This window comes from Nitrosomonas sp. (assembly GCF_024282095.1).
In the GTDB taxonomy this organism is placed as follows: domain Bacteria; phylum Pseudomonadota; class Gammaproteobacteria; order Burkholderiales; family Nitrosomonadaceae; genus Nitrosomonas.
The window spans coordinates 47,883-67,352 of the sequence record NZ_JAMWZS010000007.1; the positions used below are offsets into that span (position 1 = coordinate 47,883).

The 19,470-nt window shown below is 45.3% G+C and carries 15 protein-coding genes; 5 read left to right on the forward strand and 10 right to left on the reverse strand.

Annotated elements, in window-relative coordinates:
- Nucleotides 1–105: 105 nt before the first annotated feature.
- The 4 genes from Q0K92_RS03570 to Q0K92_RS03585 form a co-directional block, all read right to left on the reverse strand.
- On the reverse strand, nt 106–2,868 hold the full coding sequence (locus Q0K92_RS03570) for a valine--tRNA ligase (RefSeq protein ID WP_297324433.1): 2,763 nt from the start codon (nt 2,866–2,868) through the stop codon (nt 106–108).
- Nucleotides 2,869–3,029: 161 nt separating this feature from the next.
- Nucleotides 3,030–3,386 (reverse strand): hypothetical protein, encoded by a 357-nt coding sequence (locus Q0K92_RS03575; RefSeq protein ID WP_297324434.1) that lies wholly within the window; start codon nt 3,384–3,386, stop codon nt 3,030–3,032.
- A 27-nt stretch (nt 3,387–3,413) separates the two neighbouring features.
- A complete protein-coding gene (locus tag Q0K92_RS03580) occupies nt 3,414–3,872 on the reverse strand; it encodes a DNA polymerase III subunit chi (RefSeq protein WP_366083998.1) in 459 nt (152 codons plus the stop codon).
- 99 nt (nt 3,873–3,971) lie between these two features.
- On the reverse strand, nt 3,972–5,471 hold the full coding sequence (locus tag Q0K92_RS03585; protein ID WP_297324435.1) for a leucyl aminopeptidase: 1,500 nt from the start codon (nt 5,469–5,471) through the stop codon (nt 3,972–3,974).
- Between the two features lie 333 nt (nt 5,472–5,804).
- Between Q0K92_RS03585 and Q0K92_RS03590 the strand changes: the two genes are divergently transcribed.
- Nucleotides 5,805–7,265 carry a GGDEF domain-containing protein gene (locus Q0K92_RS03590; RefSeq protein ID WP_297324436.1) on the forward strand — a complete coding sequence of 487 codons (1,461 nt, stop codon included), beginning with the start codon at nt 5,805–5,807 and terminating at the stop codon, nt 7,263–7,265.
- A gap of 52 nt (nt 7,266–7,317) precedes the next feature.
- A complete protein-coding gene (gene serB / locus Q0K92_RS03595; protein WP_297324437.1) occupies nt 7,318–8,157 on the forward strand; it encodes a phosphoserine phosphatase SerB in 840 nt (279 codons plus the stop codon).
- Nucleotides 8,158–8,296: 139 nt separating this feature from the next.
- On the opposite strand, the gene Q0K92_RS03600 is transcribed toward serB, so the two are convergent.
- Nucleotides 8,297–9,907, reverse strand: coding sequence for an NAD-dependent malic enzyme (locus Q0K92_RS03600; protein ID WP_297324438.1), 1,611 nt, complete (start codon nt 9,905–9,907; stop codon nt 8,297–8,299).
- A gap of 181 nt (nt 9,908–10,088) precedes the next feature.
- Here Q0K92_RS03600 and Q0K92_RS03605 point away from each other — a divergent pair, with 181 nt between their 5' ends.
- Together Q0K92_RS03605 and Q0K92_RS03610 are read left to right on the forward strand one after the other, a co-directional pair.
- Entirely contained in the window at nt 10,089–10,514 is a 426-nt protein-coding gene (locus tag Q0K92_RS03605; protein WP_297324439.1) for a group III truncated hemoglobin, read from the forward strand.
- A gap of 187 nt (nt 10,515–10,701) precedes the next feature.
- Nucleotides 10,702–12,357: a diguanylate cyclase gene (locus Q0K92_RS03610; protein ID WP_297324440.1), complete on the forward strand. Its 1,656-nt coding sequence runs from the start codon at nt 10,702–10,704 to the stop codon at nt 12,355–12,357.
- Nucleotides 12,358–12,474: 117 nt separating this feature from the next.
- Here Q0K92_RS03610 and Q0K92_RS03615 read toward each other — a convergent pair whose 3' ends face one another.
- Entirely contained in the window at nt 12,475–13,266 is a 792-nt protein-coding gene (locus tag Q0K92_RS03615; RefSeq protein WP_297324441.1) for an SH3 domain-containing protein, read from the reverse strand.
- Nucleotides 13,267–13,449: 183 nt separating this feature from the next.
- Nucleotides 13,450–14,289, reverse strand: coding sequence for a cytochrome c biogenesis protein CcsA (ccsA, locus tag Q0K92_RS03620; RefSeq protein ID WP_297324442.1), 840 nt, complete (start codon nt 14,287–14,289; stop codon nt 13,450–13,452).
- 143 nt (nt 14,290–14,432) lie between these two features.
- On the opposite strand from ccsA, the gene ffh reads away from it, so the two are divergent.
- Nucleotides 14,433–15,782 carry a signal recognition particle protein gene (gene ffh / locus Q0K92_RS03625; protein WP_297324443.1) on the forward strand — a complete coding sequence of 450 codons (1,350 nt, stop codon included), beginning with the start codon at nt 14,433–14,435 and terminating at the stop codon, nt 15,780–15,782.
- A gap of 235 nt (nt 15,783–16,017) precedes the next feature.
- Here ffh and dut read toward each other — a convergent pair whose 3' ends face one another.
- The 3 genes from dut to Q0K92_RS03640 all read right to left on the reverse strand — a co-directional run bounded on the left by dut (nt 16,018) and on the right by Q0K92_RS03640 (nt 19,307).
- Nucleotides 16,018–16,467 (reverse strand): dUTP diphosphatase, encoded by a 450-nt coding sequence (dut, locus tag Q0K92_RS03630; RefSeq protein WP_297324444.1) that lies wholly within the window; start codon nt 16,465–16,467, stop codon nt 16,018–16,020.
- A 198-nt stretch (nt 16,468–16,665) separates the two neighbouring features.
- Complete coding sequence (locus tag Q0K92_RS03635; RefSeq protein ID WP_297324445.1) at nt 16,666–17,598, reverse strand: cupredoxin domain-containing protein; 933 nt, start codon at nt 17,596–17,598, stop codon at nt 16,666–16,668.
- Complete coding sequence (locus Q0K92_RS03640; RefSeq protein ID WP_297324446.1) at nt 17,598–19,307, reverse strand: multicopper oxidase domain-containing protein; 1,710 nt, start codon at nt 19,305–19,307, stop codon at nt 17,598–17,600. The genes Q0K92_RS03635 and Q0K92_RS03640 overlap by 1 nt, the downstream gene beginning before the upstream one ends.
- Nucleotides 19,308–19,470: the final 163 nt, after the last annotated feature.

Genomic DNA, 19,470 nt, shown 5'->3' on the forward strand with positions numbered 1-19,470 from the left:
GAACTGACTCAATATAGAAAAATAACTTTGTTAGTCGATTATCCACTATGCCAATTGATTCTGATGCATTCAACCACTGCGATCTCTTTCAGATCCACCCAGCGATTATCTCAACTTACTGAGTTGCTCTTTCAGCTTATCCAATTTCGCATCGAAACCCGCTAATCGCTCCTGTTCCTGCGCCACGACATTTGCGGGTGCACGTTCCACAAAGCTGGGGTTAGTCAGTTTTGATCTTGCTTTAGTAACTTCTATTTCAATCCGCGCGATTTCTTTCATCAAACGCTCGCGTTCAACTTTCACATCAATTTCAACTTTCAGCATGAGCCGAAATTCACCCACGATAGAAACCGGCGCATCGACATTGGGTAATTCGTCCTGCTTAAAATCAATTTCCGCTAATTTTGCCAGCGCCAGCAAATAAGGTGAAAATTCCGTCAAAACCGAGTGATTGCCTGTTGCCAATAATGGCACCCGTAGCGCCGGAGACAGATTCATTTCACTGCGCAGTGTACGACACGCATTGATGATGTCTTTCAGCAAAGCAATCGACTGTATGGCATTGTTATCTATTTTAGCCGCATCAGTTTTTGGATAGGGCTGACACATAATGCTCTCACCTGTTTTCCCTGCCAGGGGCGCAACTTTCTGCCACAGTTCCTCGGTAATGAATGGAATGACCGGATGCGCAAGCCGCAGCATGGCTTCCAATACCCGCACCAGGGTACGGCGTGTCGCGCGCTGCACCGAATCCTGGTCGCTATTTAACTGCACTTTAGCAAATTCAACATACCAATCACAATATTCATCCCATACCAGTTCGTAAATTTCACGCGCCACCAGATCAAAACGATAATTGCCGAATGCCTGTTCAACGGCATGCTCCGCCTGCTGCAGGCGACTGATCATCCATTGATCGGGAGCGGAATAACGCAATGGCAATGTATCATCCAGCCCGGTATCTTTGCCTTCGCAATTCATCAACACATAGCGGGTTGCGTTCCACAGTTTGTTACAAAAATTCCGGTAACCTTCGCACCGTTGCATATCAAATTTGATATCACGACCGTGCGAAGCCAGACTGGCGAAAGTAAAACGCAAGGCATCGGTTCCAAAAGCCGGAATTCCATCGGGGAAATGTTTACGGGTATTTTTTTCAATGGACTCGGCCTGTTTGGGATTCATCAATCCTGTCGTGCGCTTTGCCAGCAAATCGGATAGCGTGATGCCATCGATCAGATCCAGCGGATCCAGCACATTACCCTTGGATTTACTCATTTTCTGGCCTTCGGCATCGCGAATCAGGCCGGTGATATACACCTCCTTAAAGGGCACTTTGCCGGTGAAATGCAGCGACATCATCACCATACGCGCCACCCAGAAGAAAATGATGTCAAAACCGGTGATGAGCACCGAAGTCGGCAGGAATGTTTTCAGTTCCGGCGTTTCATCCGGCCAGCCCAATGTCGAGAATGGCCACAGTGCGGATGAAAACCACGTATCCAGTACATCGTCGTCTTGTGTCAGGTCATTTTTACCGGAGAGTTGCTGCGCTTCTTCCAGCGTATGCGCTACAGTGACGTTGCCGTCTTCGTCGTACCATGCCGGAATGCGGTGTCCCCACCACAGTTGGCGCGAAATGCACCAATCCTGAATATTCTCCAGCCATTGATTGTAAACATGCGCCCAGTTATCCGGCGTGAATTTAACCTCGCCATGCGCAACCACTTCCAGTCCACGTCTGGCCAGGCCTTCCATCGCGACATACCATTGATCGGTCAGCATCGGTTCAATAATGGTATTGGTACGATCACCGCGCGGCGCCATCAGTTTATGCGGCTTGGTTTCAACCAGAAAGCCCTGCGCCTGCAGGTCGGCGATAATCTTTTTCCTGGCATCAAAACGATCCATGCCCTGATACTCGGTTGGCGCCAGCTCATTGATTTTTCCGTCCAAAGTGAAAATATTGATCGGAACCAAATGATGCCGCTGTCCGACCTGGTAATCATTAAAGTCGTGCGCCGGCGTAATCTTCACACAACCGGTGCCAAATTCCAGATCGACATAGGTATCCGCAATAATCGGAATGGTGCGTTCGCACAGCGGCAATCGCACATGACGCCCAATCAGGTGCTGATAACGTGGATCGTCAGGATGCACCGCAACCGCCACATCCCCCAGCATGGTTTCAGGGCGGGTAGTCGCAACGATCAAAGCTTCTGCCTGATTTGTCTGGGCGCCATCGGCTTGTTCGACGGGGTAACGGATATGCCACATGGAGCCATTTTCTTCGGTCGATACCACTTCCAGATCGGACACTGCGGTTTGCAATACCGGGTCCCAATTTACCAACCGTTTGCCGCGATAAATGAGTCCTTCACGATACAGGCGCACAAACACTTCAGTCACCGCACGTGACAAAGCGGCATCCATGGTGAAACGTTCGCGTGTCCAGTCGCAGGAAGTACCCAGGCGCCGCATTTGCCGGGTGATGGTGGAACCGGATTCTTCCTTCCATTGCCACACCCGCTGCAGAAACGCTTCCCGCCCCATTTCGCGGCGATCAAGATTTTGTTGATCCAGTTGGCGCTCAACCACGATTTGCGTAGCGATACCGGCATGATCGGTACCCGGTTGCCATAACGTGTTATCGCCCAACATGCGATGATAGCGCGTCAACGCATCCATCAAAGTATGTTGGAACGCATGGCCCATATGCAACGTGCCCGTCACATTGGGCGGCGGCAGCATAATGCAATACGCGGATTGGCCTGTTGCAGCTATTGGCTTGAAATAACCTGTTGATTCCCAGATCGAATACCAACGGTCTTCAATATGTTTCGGGTCAAAACTTTTTTCGAGTTCCATGGAATTTAAAGTTGGATTAAATGGTACAAACAAGGCTGTCATTATAGCGGATGACCTATCGGCACGTATGCTAAGCGGCAGATTCTATTTTCAATCTACACCACTTTACCGGTGATATCTGTCAGATGGAACACATAAAGAACGTAAGTTTTTGAGTGCAACTATTTGACTTGACCAGTCAGACGAACCTCCAACGCATTCGCTAAAGCTTTTCTATCCGACGTATCCATTTCTATATGGACATCTTCCAGCGCAGCATCCAGTATCTGTTGGATAGATTTCCGGCGCTTCGGTTGCGGCTGTATCACCGACGGGTGAAGTATCACGATTTCAGTGAGTGTAGGTATGTCATCCGACTCCGCTGCCGGCAAAATTCCATCCGCTGGGGAAATGTCCGGTGCAGTAGCCGCGCCCGGATGCGTTATTCTGCCCTGACTTTGGTATTTATTCAGTAAATTACTAAACTTAGCCAATATCTTGGCATCATCGAGATTTGTTGTATCGTTATCTTCGTTCATGATAAAAAGACCGTCATTGCCACGGTTTTACTCAACAGGCCGTTCATCATCAAGATTGTAATGCTGGATCTCGTAGCCGGCATCTTTGTAGAAACGGTAGCGCTCACGGGCAGCCAGCTTGTCTTCGTGCGCAACACCTGCAATCTCGATCAGTCTGTCAAATTGATCAAACAAAGGTGGCAATTGATAATGCAGATTAAGCAGCACATCAAAATGCTCACCCGGATCTATCCGGTCGCTCAAAATCACCGGTGTCATACCGATCATTTGTTCGTCACCCTGCTTAGCACAATGTGGAATAAAGCTGGTAGCGGAAAACGTCCACAGCAATTCATCGAGCTGCTTAATTAACGCCGTATCCGGTGTATAGATCATTATGCTCATTTTTTGTTGTACCGCCTTAGCACATAGCCGACAAGCCGTTTTCAACTTATCATCGGACCCTGAATAGAAGAAAATTTGCGTCATCGAATCATCAATATGCATTGCATACAAGAAAGAATCACACTTGCTGATTAATTTACAAACGCATGGAATGATTCCATTGACCCTCACCCACTAATCAGCAAGCTTTCAGAACCCCATCTAGTTAGCCGCAGCTTTAGCCTGCGCAATCAAAAACTGCGTTAACAGCGGCACAGGACGCCCGGTTGAGCCTTTCTCCTTACCGGATTTCCATGCTGTGCCTGCGATATCCAGATGCGCCCAGCGATATTTCTTGGTAAATCGCGACAAAAAGCAGGCAGCCGTAATGGTTCCGGCAGCCCGCCCACCGATATTGGCGATATCTGCGAAGTTACTTCTCAATAGATCCTGATATTCATCCCACAAAGGTAACTGCCAGGCACGATCACCCGCTTGCTCGCCAGCAGATAGCAGTTCTGCGGCCAACGCATCATCATTACTCATCAGTCCCGTCGTAAAATTCCCCAGCGCAATCACACATGCGCCGGTCAATGTAGCGATATCAATCACTGCTTTCGGGTTATAGCGCTCCGCATAAGTTAATGCATCGCATAGAATCAGCCGTCCTTCTGCATCGGTATTCAGAATCTCGATCGTTTGACCGGACATACTGGTTACCACGTCGCCTGGTTTAGCCGCCTTACCACTGGGCATATTCTCAGTGGTAGGAATGATTCCGACCACATTGATCGGCAATTTCATTTCAGCGATCGCATGCAGTGTTCCCAGCACACTGCCGGCACCGCTCATATCAAATTTCATCTCATCCATATCGGCACCGGGTTTGAGTGAAATACCGCCGGTATCAAAAGTCACTCCCTTCCCTACCAATACGATGGGATGCTCTTTTTTTCCTGATCCGTGATATTCCAGCACAATCAGCTTGGCCGGCTGTTCACTGCCGCTCGCCACAGCCAGCAGCGAGCCCATGCCCAGTTTTTCCATATCTTTTTCTTCCAATACCGATGCTTTCATTTTATGGGTTTTGGCAAGATCTTTAGCCTGTTTGGCAAGATATGTCGGGGTGCAAATATTCGGTGCAAGATTACCGAGGTCTTTTGCCAGACTCATACCTTGTGCAATCGCCAAACCTTGCTGCATAGCGACTTCACAAGCGGCCAATTCAGCACGGTCATCAATGCATAACACCATCTTGCGTAAATTGCCCGGGGCGTTATCCGGCTTACTTTTCAACTGATCAAATCGGTAGCTACTGCCGGTTGCGGCGATAACAGTTTGTGTAACCTTCCATTCGTTGCTCCGTCCCTTAACAGGAAAATCGGACAAAAACACCGTTGCGTCAGCAACCGCTATTTTTTGTAAAGCACTGAATATAGTATTGAGTGCCGTCAAGAACGTTTTTTCCTTGAACTCCTGCTCCTTACCCAATCCAATCAACAAAACCCTTTTGAATTGAGTATCCGGTACATTATGCAATAACAATGACGTATTGGTCTTGCCATCCATGTCACCGAGTGCAAGGATATTTTTAATATACCCTTGCGTGATTTTATCCAGGATCTTAGCCGAATCCGTCTGTTTTTTTGATTCAAAAATACCGATCACCGCACAGGCTCCGCGTTGTTTCTCCGGGGTTCCTATTTTTATTCCAAAATCCACATCAGACTCCTTTATCAAGAATTTTCTTTTAAGCAACTCGCTTATACAGATTTATACCATTTAATCTATGGAATATTAGTCATCTTATAACCGCTTTGTTCCAAATAATCAAAACAATTTCACGAAAAAACCAACAGCGTAGCATTCGCTTAACCAAAAGAATAAGTAATGAATTCCTACCATACCAATAGGGATAAGACGGATAATCCCCATCAGTTCTCACAAATAATTCTCTTGAAAATGAGTGAGAATGCTATCTTTATAATATAATAGAAAATAATCATTCAATTATTCAATACTATATAAGTGTTATCTAATTTTAAGGATAATAAAGTGCTTGACGATAAATTGAAATCACGACTTAATTTTTGCACAACACTTCCAAGTCTGCCCGCAGTTGCTATCAGAATCATTGAATTGGCGAATGATCCTGATGCAGATATAGGAGCTGCCTGCCAATATATTTCATTGGATCCGGTGCTTGCCGCAAAATTACTTAAAACAGCGAATGCACCTTTATATAAATCCCGCCGCGTCGCAACCAATATCCGGCAGGCGGTCAGCATTCTTGGCACGCATTCGGTCATCGTCATTGCCCTGTCTTTTACATTAGCCAATTCACTGATGAAGAAACCGGTGTCGAGCAATCTACCGGATTTTGATAACGATATGTTTTGGCGTCGGTCTATTACGTCAGCACTTGCCTGCCGCGCACTCGGAGAAAAGCTGAGTCTAAACTTTCTGGATGATTTGTTTCTAGCCGGATTAGTACAAGAAATCGGCATCCTGGCCTTCTCATCCATCATGCCCGAAGAATATGGCAAAATCTTTTCGTCGACTGCTGATCACGACTTACTACTTAAAAAAGAGCGTGAAACATTTGGTGCCGGACACGATGAACTGGGTTGCGCACTGTTGCAAAAATGGCACATTCCTGATTATATCGCCCTGGCTTGCATCGCCAGTCATAACCAACCGGAACCCAAAGATTTGGGACCCAACCTTCAGTCTTGTGTCGCGGTATCTCGTTACCTGGCGGATTATTTTCTTGCTCCGCAAGAAACTGAAAAAATGACGGCCTTGACAGAAGCGGCCAAAAATTGGCTTGGGCTTGACGATGCTGCGCTGGTGGATGTGATTAAACTCATGGAAGTTGGCTTAAAATCCGTCGAGGAATTATTTGATATCCGTATTCATCATTCCGCCGGAGCGGCAGAAATCATGGCTGCAGCCAAAGAATTGCTGATAATACACAGTCTGTCGAGAGTGAAGGAGTTGGAAGAGAAGTCGCAACGCGACGGCTTGACCGGCGCTCATAATCGAATCTATTTTGATGAAACATTGCGGCGTGAATTTAATTTATCCGTGCAATATAATCTCCCGCTCACCATTGCCATCATCGACCTGGATCATTTTAAGCAAGTGAACGATACCCACGGACATCTCGCAGGCGACTCGCTGTTGGTCACTGTCGTCAGTACAATTTACGAGCAAATGCGCCAGGACGATACACTCAGCCGCTATGGCGGTGAAGAGTTTGCCTTAATCTTACCAGGCACAACACTGGCTGCTTCAAGAAATCTTATTTCCCGATTAAAAGACGCGATTGCAGCCATTGACTATAAATTGGATGATCATTACACCATTCATATTACCGCTTCTATTGGTGTCGCCTCCAATGAAAAAGACGCAGCGCATTTTCACGCACCGCTGGATATGATTAAAGCCGCTGACTCCGCACTGTATGCCGCAAAACATGCGGGCCGCAATCAGATCATCGAATGGAGCCCATGATGAATTCTCCATTTTCATCCGGCCCTTGCACATTACAAATTATTATCTACTTATGAATCTAGTTATCCAAGGATTGGAAGTTAGTAACAGTGATTTACGGGCTCTCGCAAAACTCTCCCACGCAGATGGAATTGAACGAATTACCGGTCAAGCCTTTCGGCTGACAAACGCCACCGATACAACCGATGTAGCGGATTATTGTGCTGAAGCGACATTGGATTTTGCTTTTGTAAATCCCGATCGCAAACTCTCTGATTTCAGATTGATCGCAATGGATATGGACTCAACACTACTGGCAATTGAATCCATTGACGAAATTGCCGACATGCACAATATCAAACCACAAGTTGCTGCCATCACACTGCAAACCATGCGGGGTGAAATCAGCTTTGAAGAGAGCCTCACACGCCGCACCGCATTATTGCAAGGCCTGCCTCAAGAGGCGCTGCAGAGGGTTTATGATGAGCGTGTCCGGCTCAGCCCCGGTGCGGAAAAAATGTTGCAACAGGCTAAAATCGCCGGCTTAAAAACCATGGTCATTTCAGGCGGCTTTACATTCTTTACTGAGCGGATTAAAGCACGGTTGGGATTCGATTATGCCGCCGCCAACGTATTGGAAATTGAGAATAACCGCTTAACCGGAAAAGTGATCGGGAAAATTATCGGCAGGGAAGGAAAAGCACAGGTATTAAAACAAGTGCGCGATGAGCTGGGAATTCAACGTGAACAGATTATCGCTATCGGCGATGGCGCCAATGATCTGGGCATGATGGGTGAAGCCGGAATCAGTATTGCTTATCACGCCAAACCGATCGTCAAAGACTATGCAACCTACTCGATCAATCATGTAGGGCTGGATGGTGTCACCAACCTATTTAGTCGCCCCGATTAGCAGGCGTTGAGAAACGCTTTCGAGGCAGCCGATACCAGGCAAAAACAGGCGAAAAAGCGCAGTTTATGCGCGATGTAATGAGCATCTTGAACCTGTTTCTAACACCGTAGCGGCAACGCAAATAGTTTTTCAACGACCTTCAGTAATCCGGTTCATACATCAGCGACTGAATATAGCCCTCCAAATCGTCAGGCAAGTTGGCATCGGTCAGCCTTTCATCAATTGCTATATTGCAAACAGCTACCGCGATGGCATGCGACACTTTGCGCACACGCGTCAATGCAGGATAAATTGCTCCAGTATCAATTTCTTGTTCGGTAACAATGTCTGCCAACACTTGGGCAGCTGCTAAAAACATACGCTGTGTGACAATACGCGCAGCGCTGGCGTAAATACCCAAACCAATCCCTGGGAAAATATACGCATTATTACCCTGAGCCGGTTTAAATAACCGATCGCCATATTGCACCGCATCAAAAGGACTACCGCTGGCGAAAATAACTCGTCCATCGCTCCACCGATACGCCTGTTCAGCAGTGCATTCAGTATGCGAAGTTGGATTTGATAGAGCAATAATCACCGGATGCTCGTTGACTGCTGCCATTTTACGCACAACGGCCTCATCAAACGTTCCTGCCACACCGGTGGCGCCAATCAGTACGTCAGGTTTGATATCTCCGATAGCATCGACAAAACTGCATGCGACGTGTTCATGCGCAAAAGGCTTGATGCGCGGTTTGATATTGTCGTTGCTCGATGTCACCAATCCCTTTCTGTCAATAAACCACAGCCGCTGCTGTGCTTGTGATTCACTTAATCCCGCCGCACAGAATGCATCCACCACCAATTCCGCAATACCACCAGCCGCGGAACCAGTGCCTAAGAACATGATGTTCAAATCGGAAAATCTCTTCCGGGTAATCCGGCATGAAGTATAGATGCCCGCCAATGTAACTGCGGCAGTGCCTTGTATGTCATCATTAAAACAGCGGACTTGCCCGCTGTAACGGTCTAAAAATTCAAACGCATGGGGTGTCAGAAAATCCTCAAACTGTATTAATGCATGCGGGAAACGTAATTGAACGGCTTTGACAAATTCATCAACCAACGACCGGTAAGCATCGCCACTGATCCGCGGATACGGATATCCCAGATAGAGCGGATCCTCGCGCAAAGGAACATTATTAGTGCCAACATCGAGCATAACCGGCATGCATTGTGCCGGATTAATTCCAGCACAGGCTACATACAAAGCAACTTTGCCGATGGGTATTCCCATCCCATTGGCACCTAAATCCCCCAGCCCCAGAATCCGTTCACCGTCAGTCACGACAATTACGCGAACATCTTCTTCGGGCCAGTTCTTTAGAATGGTTGCAATTTCTCCGCGGTCTTCAGGGGTAATATAGAATCCTTGCGGCCTTCTAAAAATATGTGCAAATTCTTTACACGCCTCACCAACTGTCGGGGTATAAACCAATGGCATGATTTCTTCAATATGATCAATCATGGTCCGGTAGAAAAGTCGCTGATTGCGCTCCAGCAAAGCATTTAAAAAAATATATTTTTCAATGGCAGTACTTTTGCAGCGCATGCTACCTAATACACGTTCTATTTGCTTATTGATGCTTGCAACATCGTACGGTAGCAATCCACGTAATCCATAGCGCTCACGCTCTTCACGCGTAAATCCCGTTGACTTGGTAAGCGCCGAGTCAACCAGTAGTGCTTTTCCATATAAATTTTTCATGTTGGTTCATATTCCTGGTCAGATAGCCTTTATGGACATGGATCTTGATATAACAATAGCTCAAATTACATCACAATTGGACAATCCACAGAACGAAAGATAAACTTCTTTGTCTCATACAGAAAAGCAATCCCGCGTATTTATCCTTATTATTAATGAGTGTTATCCAGAATAAAAAATTATGAATCAGTCACCATTTCCAACACCTAATCCAAGTTTATACACTGAAGAAGAAATTGCAAAACTTGTTCATACATTCTATGCAAAGGCTAGAAAAGATCCTGGACTAGGCCCTATTTTTGAGGCGCATGTCATTGACTGGGATGCACATTTTGTACAAATGATTAATTTCTGGTCCGCTCAATTACGTGGAACCAGCCGATTTCGTGGTGCACCCATGCCCAAACACATTGCATTGCCGGAACTGACAGCAGGATTATTTGAACGCTGGTTACAACTTTTCCGTCAAACAACTGAAGAACTTGGCAATCCAAACTTACAACACCATGCAGACGCAGTTGCTTCATTTATTGCCACCAGACTGTGGCAAGGCTATCAAATGAATAATTACCCGGATAAACAACCGATAGCACTTCATATCGCTTAAATTGACTTGAGATACCCATTTTGCCTTTTAACTCTATGAATAATTACCACAAATAAAAATTCCCCGCCCGCAAATAGCGGGGAATTGAATCTGTAAAAATTAAAAAGGGGCAAAAAAGTACGCTTATTCGGTCATATTCTTACACTGGCCACACTGTAATATTCTTTCTGCTATGAGGATATTCGCGTTGAAAAGTATCAAAAGCAAAATTATCATTTTCTCTATTCTGGCCACCTTAATCCCTTCATTAGGATTAGGGATCTTGGCATTTCAGCAGAATGAACAGATGATTAGCGAAAATGTGACACGCGAGTTACGCGCCTTGGCAAATCATGCGAGCCGTGAATTAGATCTATGGACAAAAGATCAAATTTATATTGTTCGAGAACTCTCAACCTCAAAAGTGCTTATTGAAGGTCTCTCGTTAACTAGCCAACCCCAGAAAAATAAGCTTATAACGCGGCAAAAAGTATTAGAACACTACCTAAAATCGGTACACAAAAAACTCGAGACAGTACTCGAACTCACTGTCATCAATACAGAAAGTGAAGTAATTGCCAGCAGCATTGAATCACCTACCCCGGTACCGCTCCCACAGAATTGGCCGGAGAACTCATCGATTCAAGGAAGTGTAGTCATTCCGCCGCATTGGAATGCACATTACACCACTGCGACACTGAGTATTTCAGTTCCCGTACTATCGATTGATGATTTTATCTTAGGCGCATTGATTGTAACTTTTGACTTACGCAATATTCAATCCAGTTTAAAAGATTCAATAAAATCACCGCCCGGTGAAGTTCTCTTATTGGATAAAGATGACAACATCATGCTGGCTAGTAATATTTCAGTCTCCAATGCTGATAATCCTGTATCACTTGATCACGAACTAGTACAGCGATTACAAGATAATCCAGGTGAGTCCGAAATCTTTCCAGGATTACATCAACAAAAAGTGATTGGCCTAGCTTATGCATCGGAAAAACCACCCATCACAATCATCGCCAACAGAGATTATGAATCCATATATGCGGCTTGGATACAGCAACGTAATTTATTCATCGGGTTAATCAGTGTAATTCTGCTTATCGTCACCACAATCGCTTTTAGGATGGGGCACGCCATTGTGATTCCTTTGCAAAGACTCATTTGTGCAACTGAGAAAATTGTAAAGGGAGATTTGAATGTTGAATTGACCACAACACAGCGCAATGAAATGGGCCAACTCACGCTGATGTTTAACCAGATGACCGATAAGTTACGTCAGAATCAGGCTGAAATTGATGCTGCCAGCACCGCGATGCAACTGAAAAATCAATTATTAGAGACACTATCGATAACAGATAGTCTTACAGGGCTTTATAATCGCAATAAACTTAACTTGATCATTAATGACCAACTTGCCCGCTATGCCCGTAACAAACGCCCCTTTGCTGTACTTATGATCGATGTTGATTATTTTAAAACACTAAACGATAGTCTGGGACATATCGCCGGTGATGAAATATTAACTACTGTAGCCAAAAAGATTTTTCATTGCATCCGTAGTGTCGATTTTGCTGCGCGCTATGGCGGCGATGAATTCATCCTCATTCTAACCGAAACAACCGTTGATGAAGCTGTTAAAACCGCCGAACGCATTCGATCTCACGTGGCCAATATCTATTGCACTGCAATTCATGAAACAGTCAATGTGACGCTGAGCATCGGTATTATACAAAGTGAACCGGAAGATACATCGTTAACGCTCCTACTTTCCAGAGTAGATAGTGCACTGTATGAAGCCAAACACGCCGGACGCAATCAGGCTTACTGCATGCAACCCAAACCTACTGCTGCTTAGTTTAGAACTTAGTTAGAAACAAAACAGGCTCAACATACTCATTTACCGCGCATAAACTGCACTTTCCCGCCTGTTTTTGTCTTGTATCAGCTGCTTCGAAAACGTATCTGAGCCCTGCTAGGGATTGCGGCTTTCTTCTCTTTCCACCATTGTATGCAACACCCAACCTTGCAATTTATCAGTTTGGATTCTTAACCAAGGGCCCTGATTAGCATTAGCCACGAGTATGGTATCTTTCTTCAAGGTACTCAGAACTTGGGCATGTGCATTGGGTTCTTTGCGTAAATTAGCATTCTTGCTAATGCGTAACCTCACTGGTATATGGAACTCAAGCAGAAAATGATCGATATGCGATACTTTCTTGCGATTCTGATCCAATATCAAACTAATAAAATTATTTGCCTGCGCAACATGATTCATCGCTGCAGCATACTGATCTTTTGAGTAAAACAATGTAGCAGTTTCTAGCAATCGCTGTGCTTGGATTTGCAGTATTTGATCAAATGAGGAAATTTTCATTTGTTTCAAATGCTCCAACCCCGCTTCTACCTCGGCAATAGCAGAAGCTGTGCTTGGTTTGGTGGCTAAACGATGTAATTTTACTTGAGCGCGGGTAGCTTCCTTATTCGTTTCCCGAAGCACGTGCGCTTGGCTTTGCTGACGAATTTGCTGGTTTTTAATCAATTCGTCTTTTTCTGCAATTATTTTTTCCAGGCGCGCAATTTCATTTTTTAATTCTTCATCATGTGATATTGGTGCCGGTACTGGTTCAACTACTGAAATAACCACGGGTTCTTTGGAAACACATCCCGATAAAGTTAAGGCAAGCAAGATAACAAGTAGTGGATACACTATCAGGCTAGAAATCCTAAATAAAGAAAACGATGTTGCTGGTATCAATAATTTCATTATCTTATTCTCTACATTTCCCAAACTATTCGCCCTATAGCGACTCTTGCAATCGTTCTCATTGCTTTATTATTCACAGGTATAAGATCACGGCCTTAAGTTAGTCAAATGCCACACAACACCATAATTCCACTATAAAATATCTTTAACATCGACACCAAACCCAATGCCAAATAGCAGGTATTAACGATTTAATATAATTTCTAACACAAACTTACTACCGATATATGCCAGCAATAATGTCACAAATCCGGCCAATGTCCAACGAATCGCTACCCTACCCCGCCATCCATACAGTTGTCTGCCAATGAGTAGCGCAGCAAAAACACCCCATGAGATGAAACCAAAGAGGGTTTTATGTGAAAATGTTAATGACTGACCAAATACTTCTTTTGAAAAAACAACACCGCTTAACAGCGTCAGGGTCAGCAGGACAAACCCAGCCCAGATAATACGGAATAACAATTTTTCCATCACAAGAAGTGGCGGCAAGTTTGTTAATAATGAATGTGCTGCCGGGTGATGTAAATGACGTTCCACCGCGGTCATTAACAAGGCATGTAATGCTGCTATGGCTAACAGGCTGTAAGCCATCATAGCAACCAGCAAGTGTGCTTTAAATGCAGGCAACTCAGTATTCTCGAGAGGTTTCACGGACGGAAAAACTAATGGCAGTAAAATTGCAATTGCGGCGGCTGCTGCAATGGGTGCAACCAAAGTCTGCAATCCTTGCAGACGACTAAAGAATCCTGAGAACCAATAGATAAATGCTGTCAGCCAGACAATTGACGAAATTGCGTTACCTAGACCAAAACTCAATCCAGCGCCAATAAACATTGATTGATAAAGCGTTATTGCATGCAACGCCAAAGGAGCAAGCATGGCATAGTGCACCCAGTTAACCGTAACAAATTCACGCTCATCAATCTTTGATGGTAATGAATTCCACATGTTTCGCCAAAAATACCAACCGATCAGTATATAAAGCAAAAAAGCTGCAAGATAAGTTAAAATGCTGGTCATCGATATCACGATTTTTTCAAGAAACAGAAATAACTGATTAGTCTACATGGCACTTCAACAAATTCAAAGTGCCAACCTGGGTAATTATTTAAAATTGCATAATCGCGCTATTCTACATCCATCTAATTTTTGAGGTTTTAAGTATGTTTGAGAATTTAACCGGCCGGCTCGCCGGTGTCATAAAAACATTACGAGGTGAAGCAAGACTTACTGAAGATAATATCCAGCAAGCACTGCGCGAAATTCGCTTGGCATTGTTGGAAGCTGATGTCGCCTTACCGGTAGTTAAAGATTTCATTGCACGTGTCAAGGAAAAAGCGATTGGCCACGAAGTGATGACTAATCTCACGCCTGGTCAAGCGTTAGTGGGCGTGGTTCATCAAGAACTCATCACCATTATGGGTGGAGAAAAAGCTGATCTGAATCTCACCACGGTACCGCCTGCCGTTATTCTCATGGCAGGATTACAAGGTGCCGGCAAAACCACCAGCAGCGGCAAGCTGGCAAAATGGCTAATGGAACAGAGGAAAAAGAAAGTATTATTAGTCTCATGCGATATTTATCGTCCAGCTGCTATTCACCAACTAGAGCTTCTGGCGAATCAAACAGGCGCTGACTTTTTCCCCGTTAAAGACGGACAGAAACCTGGAGAAATCGGCGCAGCCGCATTGGATTATGCGCGCAGACATCACCACGATGTGATGATCGTTGATACTGCCGGCCGATTAGGTATTGATGAAGCCATGATGCAAGAAATCAGCGAGCTCGAGGCGCTGTTAAAACCGATTGAAACGCTGTTTGTGGTCGATGCAATGCAAGGACAGGATGCTGTTAATACCGCCAAAGCATTTGCCGATGCATTACCCCTGACCGGTGTCATTCTCACTAAACTCGATGGGGATGCGCGTGGTGGTGCGGCATTATCGGTCAAACACATTACCGGCAAACCAATCAAATTTACCGGTGTTGCAGAAAAATTAACGGGTTTGGAAGCATTCCACCCCGACCGGATGGCATCACGTATCTTAGGCATGGGTGATGTGCTCGGCTTGATTGAAGAAGCGCATCGCAGCGCTGATCAGCAAGAAGCTGAAAAGCTGATGAAAAAAATGAAATCAGGCAAGGCGTTTGACCTGGATGATTTCAAGGCGCAATTTCAACAAATGCGCAATATGGGGGGCATGAGCGCTTTAATGGACAAACTTCCTGCGCAATTCAGTCAAGCCGCACAAAATGTAAAGGTGGATGACAAAATAATTAGCCGGACAGAAGGTATTATTAATTCCATGACAAAGCAAGAACGCACCAAACCCGAGATCCTCAAAGCTTCGCGTAAACGCCGCATTGCCGCAGGCGCTGGAGTGTCCGTGCAAGAGGTCAATCGCTTATTGGCGCAATTCGAACAGGCCAAGAAAATGATGAAAATGATGAATAAAGGCGGAATATCGAAAATGATGCGTGGACTGAAGGGAATGCTTCCTCGTCTTCATTAACAGAGCATCTAAGAATATTTTGAGACAGTCGATACAAAGCAAAAACAGGCGGGAAAGCGCAGTTTATGTGCGACAAATGAGCATCTTTTGCCTGCTCCCAACCATAGCGTCAATGGGTAGTTTTTCGACGGAACTATCAATAGCGGCCGCGGGGGCTTTCTCCAATCCAACAACTTGCGCACTTGCGGCTATTTTTTTGCCGAAAACCGCCCCCTATTCATTGCAAGAATACGTATCAATGTTTACCCGTGCTACCAAAACCATCCTCACCCCGATGGCTCTGATCAAAACTATCCACTCGATTGAATTCGACCTGAATCACGGGAACTATAACAAGCTGCGCAATGCGCTCCAGTGGATTAAGGCAGAAAGATGTCTGGCCGCGATTCCAGCAGGAAACCAGAATCTGCCCCTGATAATCCGAGTCAATCAAACCCACCAAATTCCCCAATACAATCCCGTGCTTGTGACCCAATCCGGAGCGTGGCAACACTAATGCCGCCAATCCCGTATCGGCAAGATGCACTGCAATGCCTGTGGGAATAAGGCAGGTTTCTCCTGGATTGATTGTGATAGGCTGCTCAATACAAGCACGCAAGTCCAGGCCGGCTGAACCTGGTGTTGCATAGGCAGGAAGCTGCTCATTTAAACGCGCATCAAGAATTTTGATATCAATTTTTTTCATACGTTTAGGATCATTATCGTTCTTTTATTTGCGATGAAATATTCATCATTCACAAATTCTACGCCGCAAGTAATGGGAAACATAATTCGAAGCGATTTAACCGCTACGATGTTAATTCATAAAAAAACCAATCAGACGAATTCAAATTTGGAATCATCCGATTGGTTGCAGGATTATTAACTTAAAGCGTTTTACAGCTTAATCACTCTTTTTTCGAAAAAGAATTTTCTTAAACAAGGGAATGCATAACAATCCAATAAGCACGCCGATCAGCATCATGCCATAATTTTGTAAGTTATTATTCGTGAACGTGGTTATCTGCCTTACCATCGCATTTTGCTCAGCTTTATCAGAGACTTTAGGTAGATTTTCCGCTTCATAGGTATCGTTTATATTGTATGGCGTTACGCCGGGAATACTCGGTATATTCTCCCCGCCTTTTCCAACCACTAATTGCGCCTTCATGCCTTTCTCCATATGGTGGGAAATGTCGCAGTGCACCAGAAAGGTATCGTCGGATCCTGGAACGATAATCGTGCCGGATACGGTTTTTGGACCGGTCACTTCGAGGTGGAACATGCCATATTTATAGAGATATTTGGGCAAGCCATGCATCATGAATTGATGGCGTATATTGTCTTCGTTGACAAAGTGGAAGGTTACTTTCGAGCAAGGCTTGACTTGCCATTGCTGCTGATCAAATGCGAAAGCCGTTCCGGGGAATTTTGCGGCATATTTTCTGCCGGCACGCACGGTGATCTCAACTTCTTGCGAGATGCTTTTACAGCTGCTGGGGAGTTTATCCAGATTCTGTCCCATGATCATGGTACCTTCGTGATCCATGATATGGTCGTGATCCATATGATGGTGGTGGTGCCCATCGCCATGCTCGGCGGATTGAGGACTCATAGTATGATCACTGTGATCAATGGGGTGTTCGGCACTTAGGTCGTGATCGTGATGATGGTCGTGGTCATGGTCTGTTGCCGTGCCACTGCTGTCTTGGCTCATGTCATGACCGCTATGGTCATGTTGATCATGTTCAGCAGGCTTGGTTTGCTGCTGTGCAAATGCACTTGCACTAAAAGTAACGAAACCTGCAAGTAGGAAAGTAATAATTGTCTTAGCCATTATTGGTTACTCCCTTTTGGGCTTTTTAGACGTGAAACCGCTGCAGCAGCGCTTTGTTTGATTTGCTCCCGTTTGGCAGAAACCAGATAGATGAGCAGTCCTATCAGCAGTCCATACAGCGCGTTGAGCAACGAGGTTTGTGTCGCAGCATTAACACCCATCTGTCCAGCAGGTGAACCCAGGCTCGCCGTTTCATCAAGATCTTGCCATATCGGATACCTTCTTTCGTAATATTCCTTGGTAAAAAATTCATTTAAATCAATACCAAAGTGACTAACCTTGGGTAAGCCGCTGCCATTCAGATAAGACGTATAAACAATGGAGCTCATGCTGCCGCCTTCGGCCATACCGTTCGTGGTAATTCCCTTTTCCCGGTGATCATGAATCAGCCAATCGCCTTCGCCATAGCTGTGTTTACCATCATTGACAGTTTCTAGTCTCAGGTCCAGACGTTGTGCCGGCGCCATGTCGAACACATCGCGCATAATCTGCGCAACCGGATTATGTTCCACGCCGTCATAATGCGTAATGGTGGCATGATGGCCGTGAGTATGGATAGCGATGAGCTCGCCGCCGCTGTTCAACAAGCGCAGTTTTATCTTTTGATCAGGTTCAACGACAATTAAAGATTCCCTTAAGGTATAGGGGAATGACAAACCATTCAGGGTGTAATAATCCTCGGTCGCATCGGTAGCGTCATAACGTTGATTCATATCGCGCGCAATGAGTCGGGGGTCATTATATTTTTGAATGATCTCAACCAATTCTTTATCCATCGCGTGATAGTGCAGATCATATTCCTGATCAAACTGTTCTTTGACGGCGACGGATGGATGGCGCACATGACCCGCGCCGATATTCAAGGTTTGCAGCCAATTATTCGGTTTATTTTCTTCAACAACGATCATTCCGGCAAGCCCCATCGCTAAATGGGTATGCGTCTGAACGTGACAGTGATAAAACATGGTACCCGGCTGGCGTGCCTGAAATTCATAGATACGCCGTTCTCCAGGCATCAACTCCCTTTCACTGGTTTGCGGTACACCGTCATTCCCGCCATGATCTTTATGCGAGAAAGGGTGGTCGACGCCGTGCAGATGAATGCTATGTGGAAAATAATGGGTATTCTCCAGCACGATTTGTACAATATCGCCAACTTCAACACGAATAACGGGTGAAGGAAGTCTTAATAAGGGATTGGCTCTGACACTTTCAAAATTTTCTGTCGACATGCCGCTGGTTTTGGGGGCAAAAACCCAGGCACCCGGTTGTATGCCAGGCGCAATATCAAATGTTGGAATCACGCCAGGAAAATCGGGTGATTTGCCGTTCAGCTCCATGATTTCCAGTTTGATGATGATTCGGTCAGGATCACCGTCACCATCCAAATCATCGGTTTTAATGATGGCATCCGGTGAAAGACCCGTTTTCATCAGAGTTTCCATCGATATGTGGTTGGTCCCTTTCACTGCTGCTGCAATCCACGCGGGATTATCCGGGCTGCAGCCCGGTGATGCTTCAATTTTGACACCCTCAATTTCCTGAGCTTCCCGCCATGCAGGTGAAATTTTCGGGTCACACATCGGCTCAGTAGTTAACGCAGCAGGATCAACCTTCACTGTTTCAGGCAGCTTCAACGATGCCTGAGCACCGGCTCCGAACAACATCAAGTAGAAAGTCAATATGGCAATAAATAGATGGATAGGCATATCAACGCACCTTTAAAGTTTATCTAATATTAAAAACAAATATGATCAATCAGGTCATACCATTTGTATGGTTGGTACCAGTCTTAATAACCAGTATCTATCTGATATGACAGATCTGGGGGTACAAATACTTAACTGTGTATCTGTAGGCAGGTAAAATTAT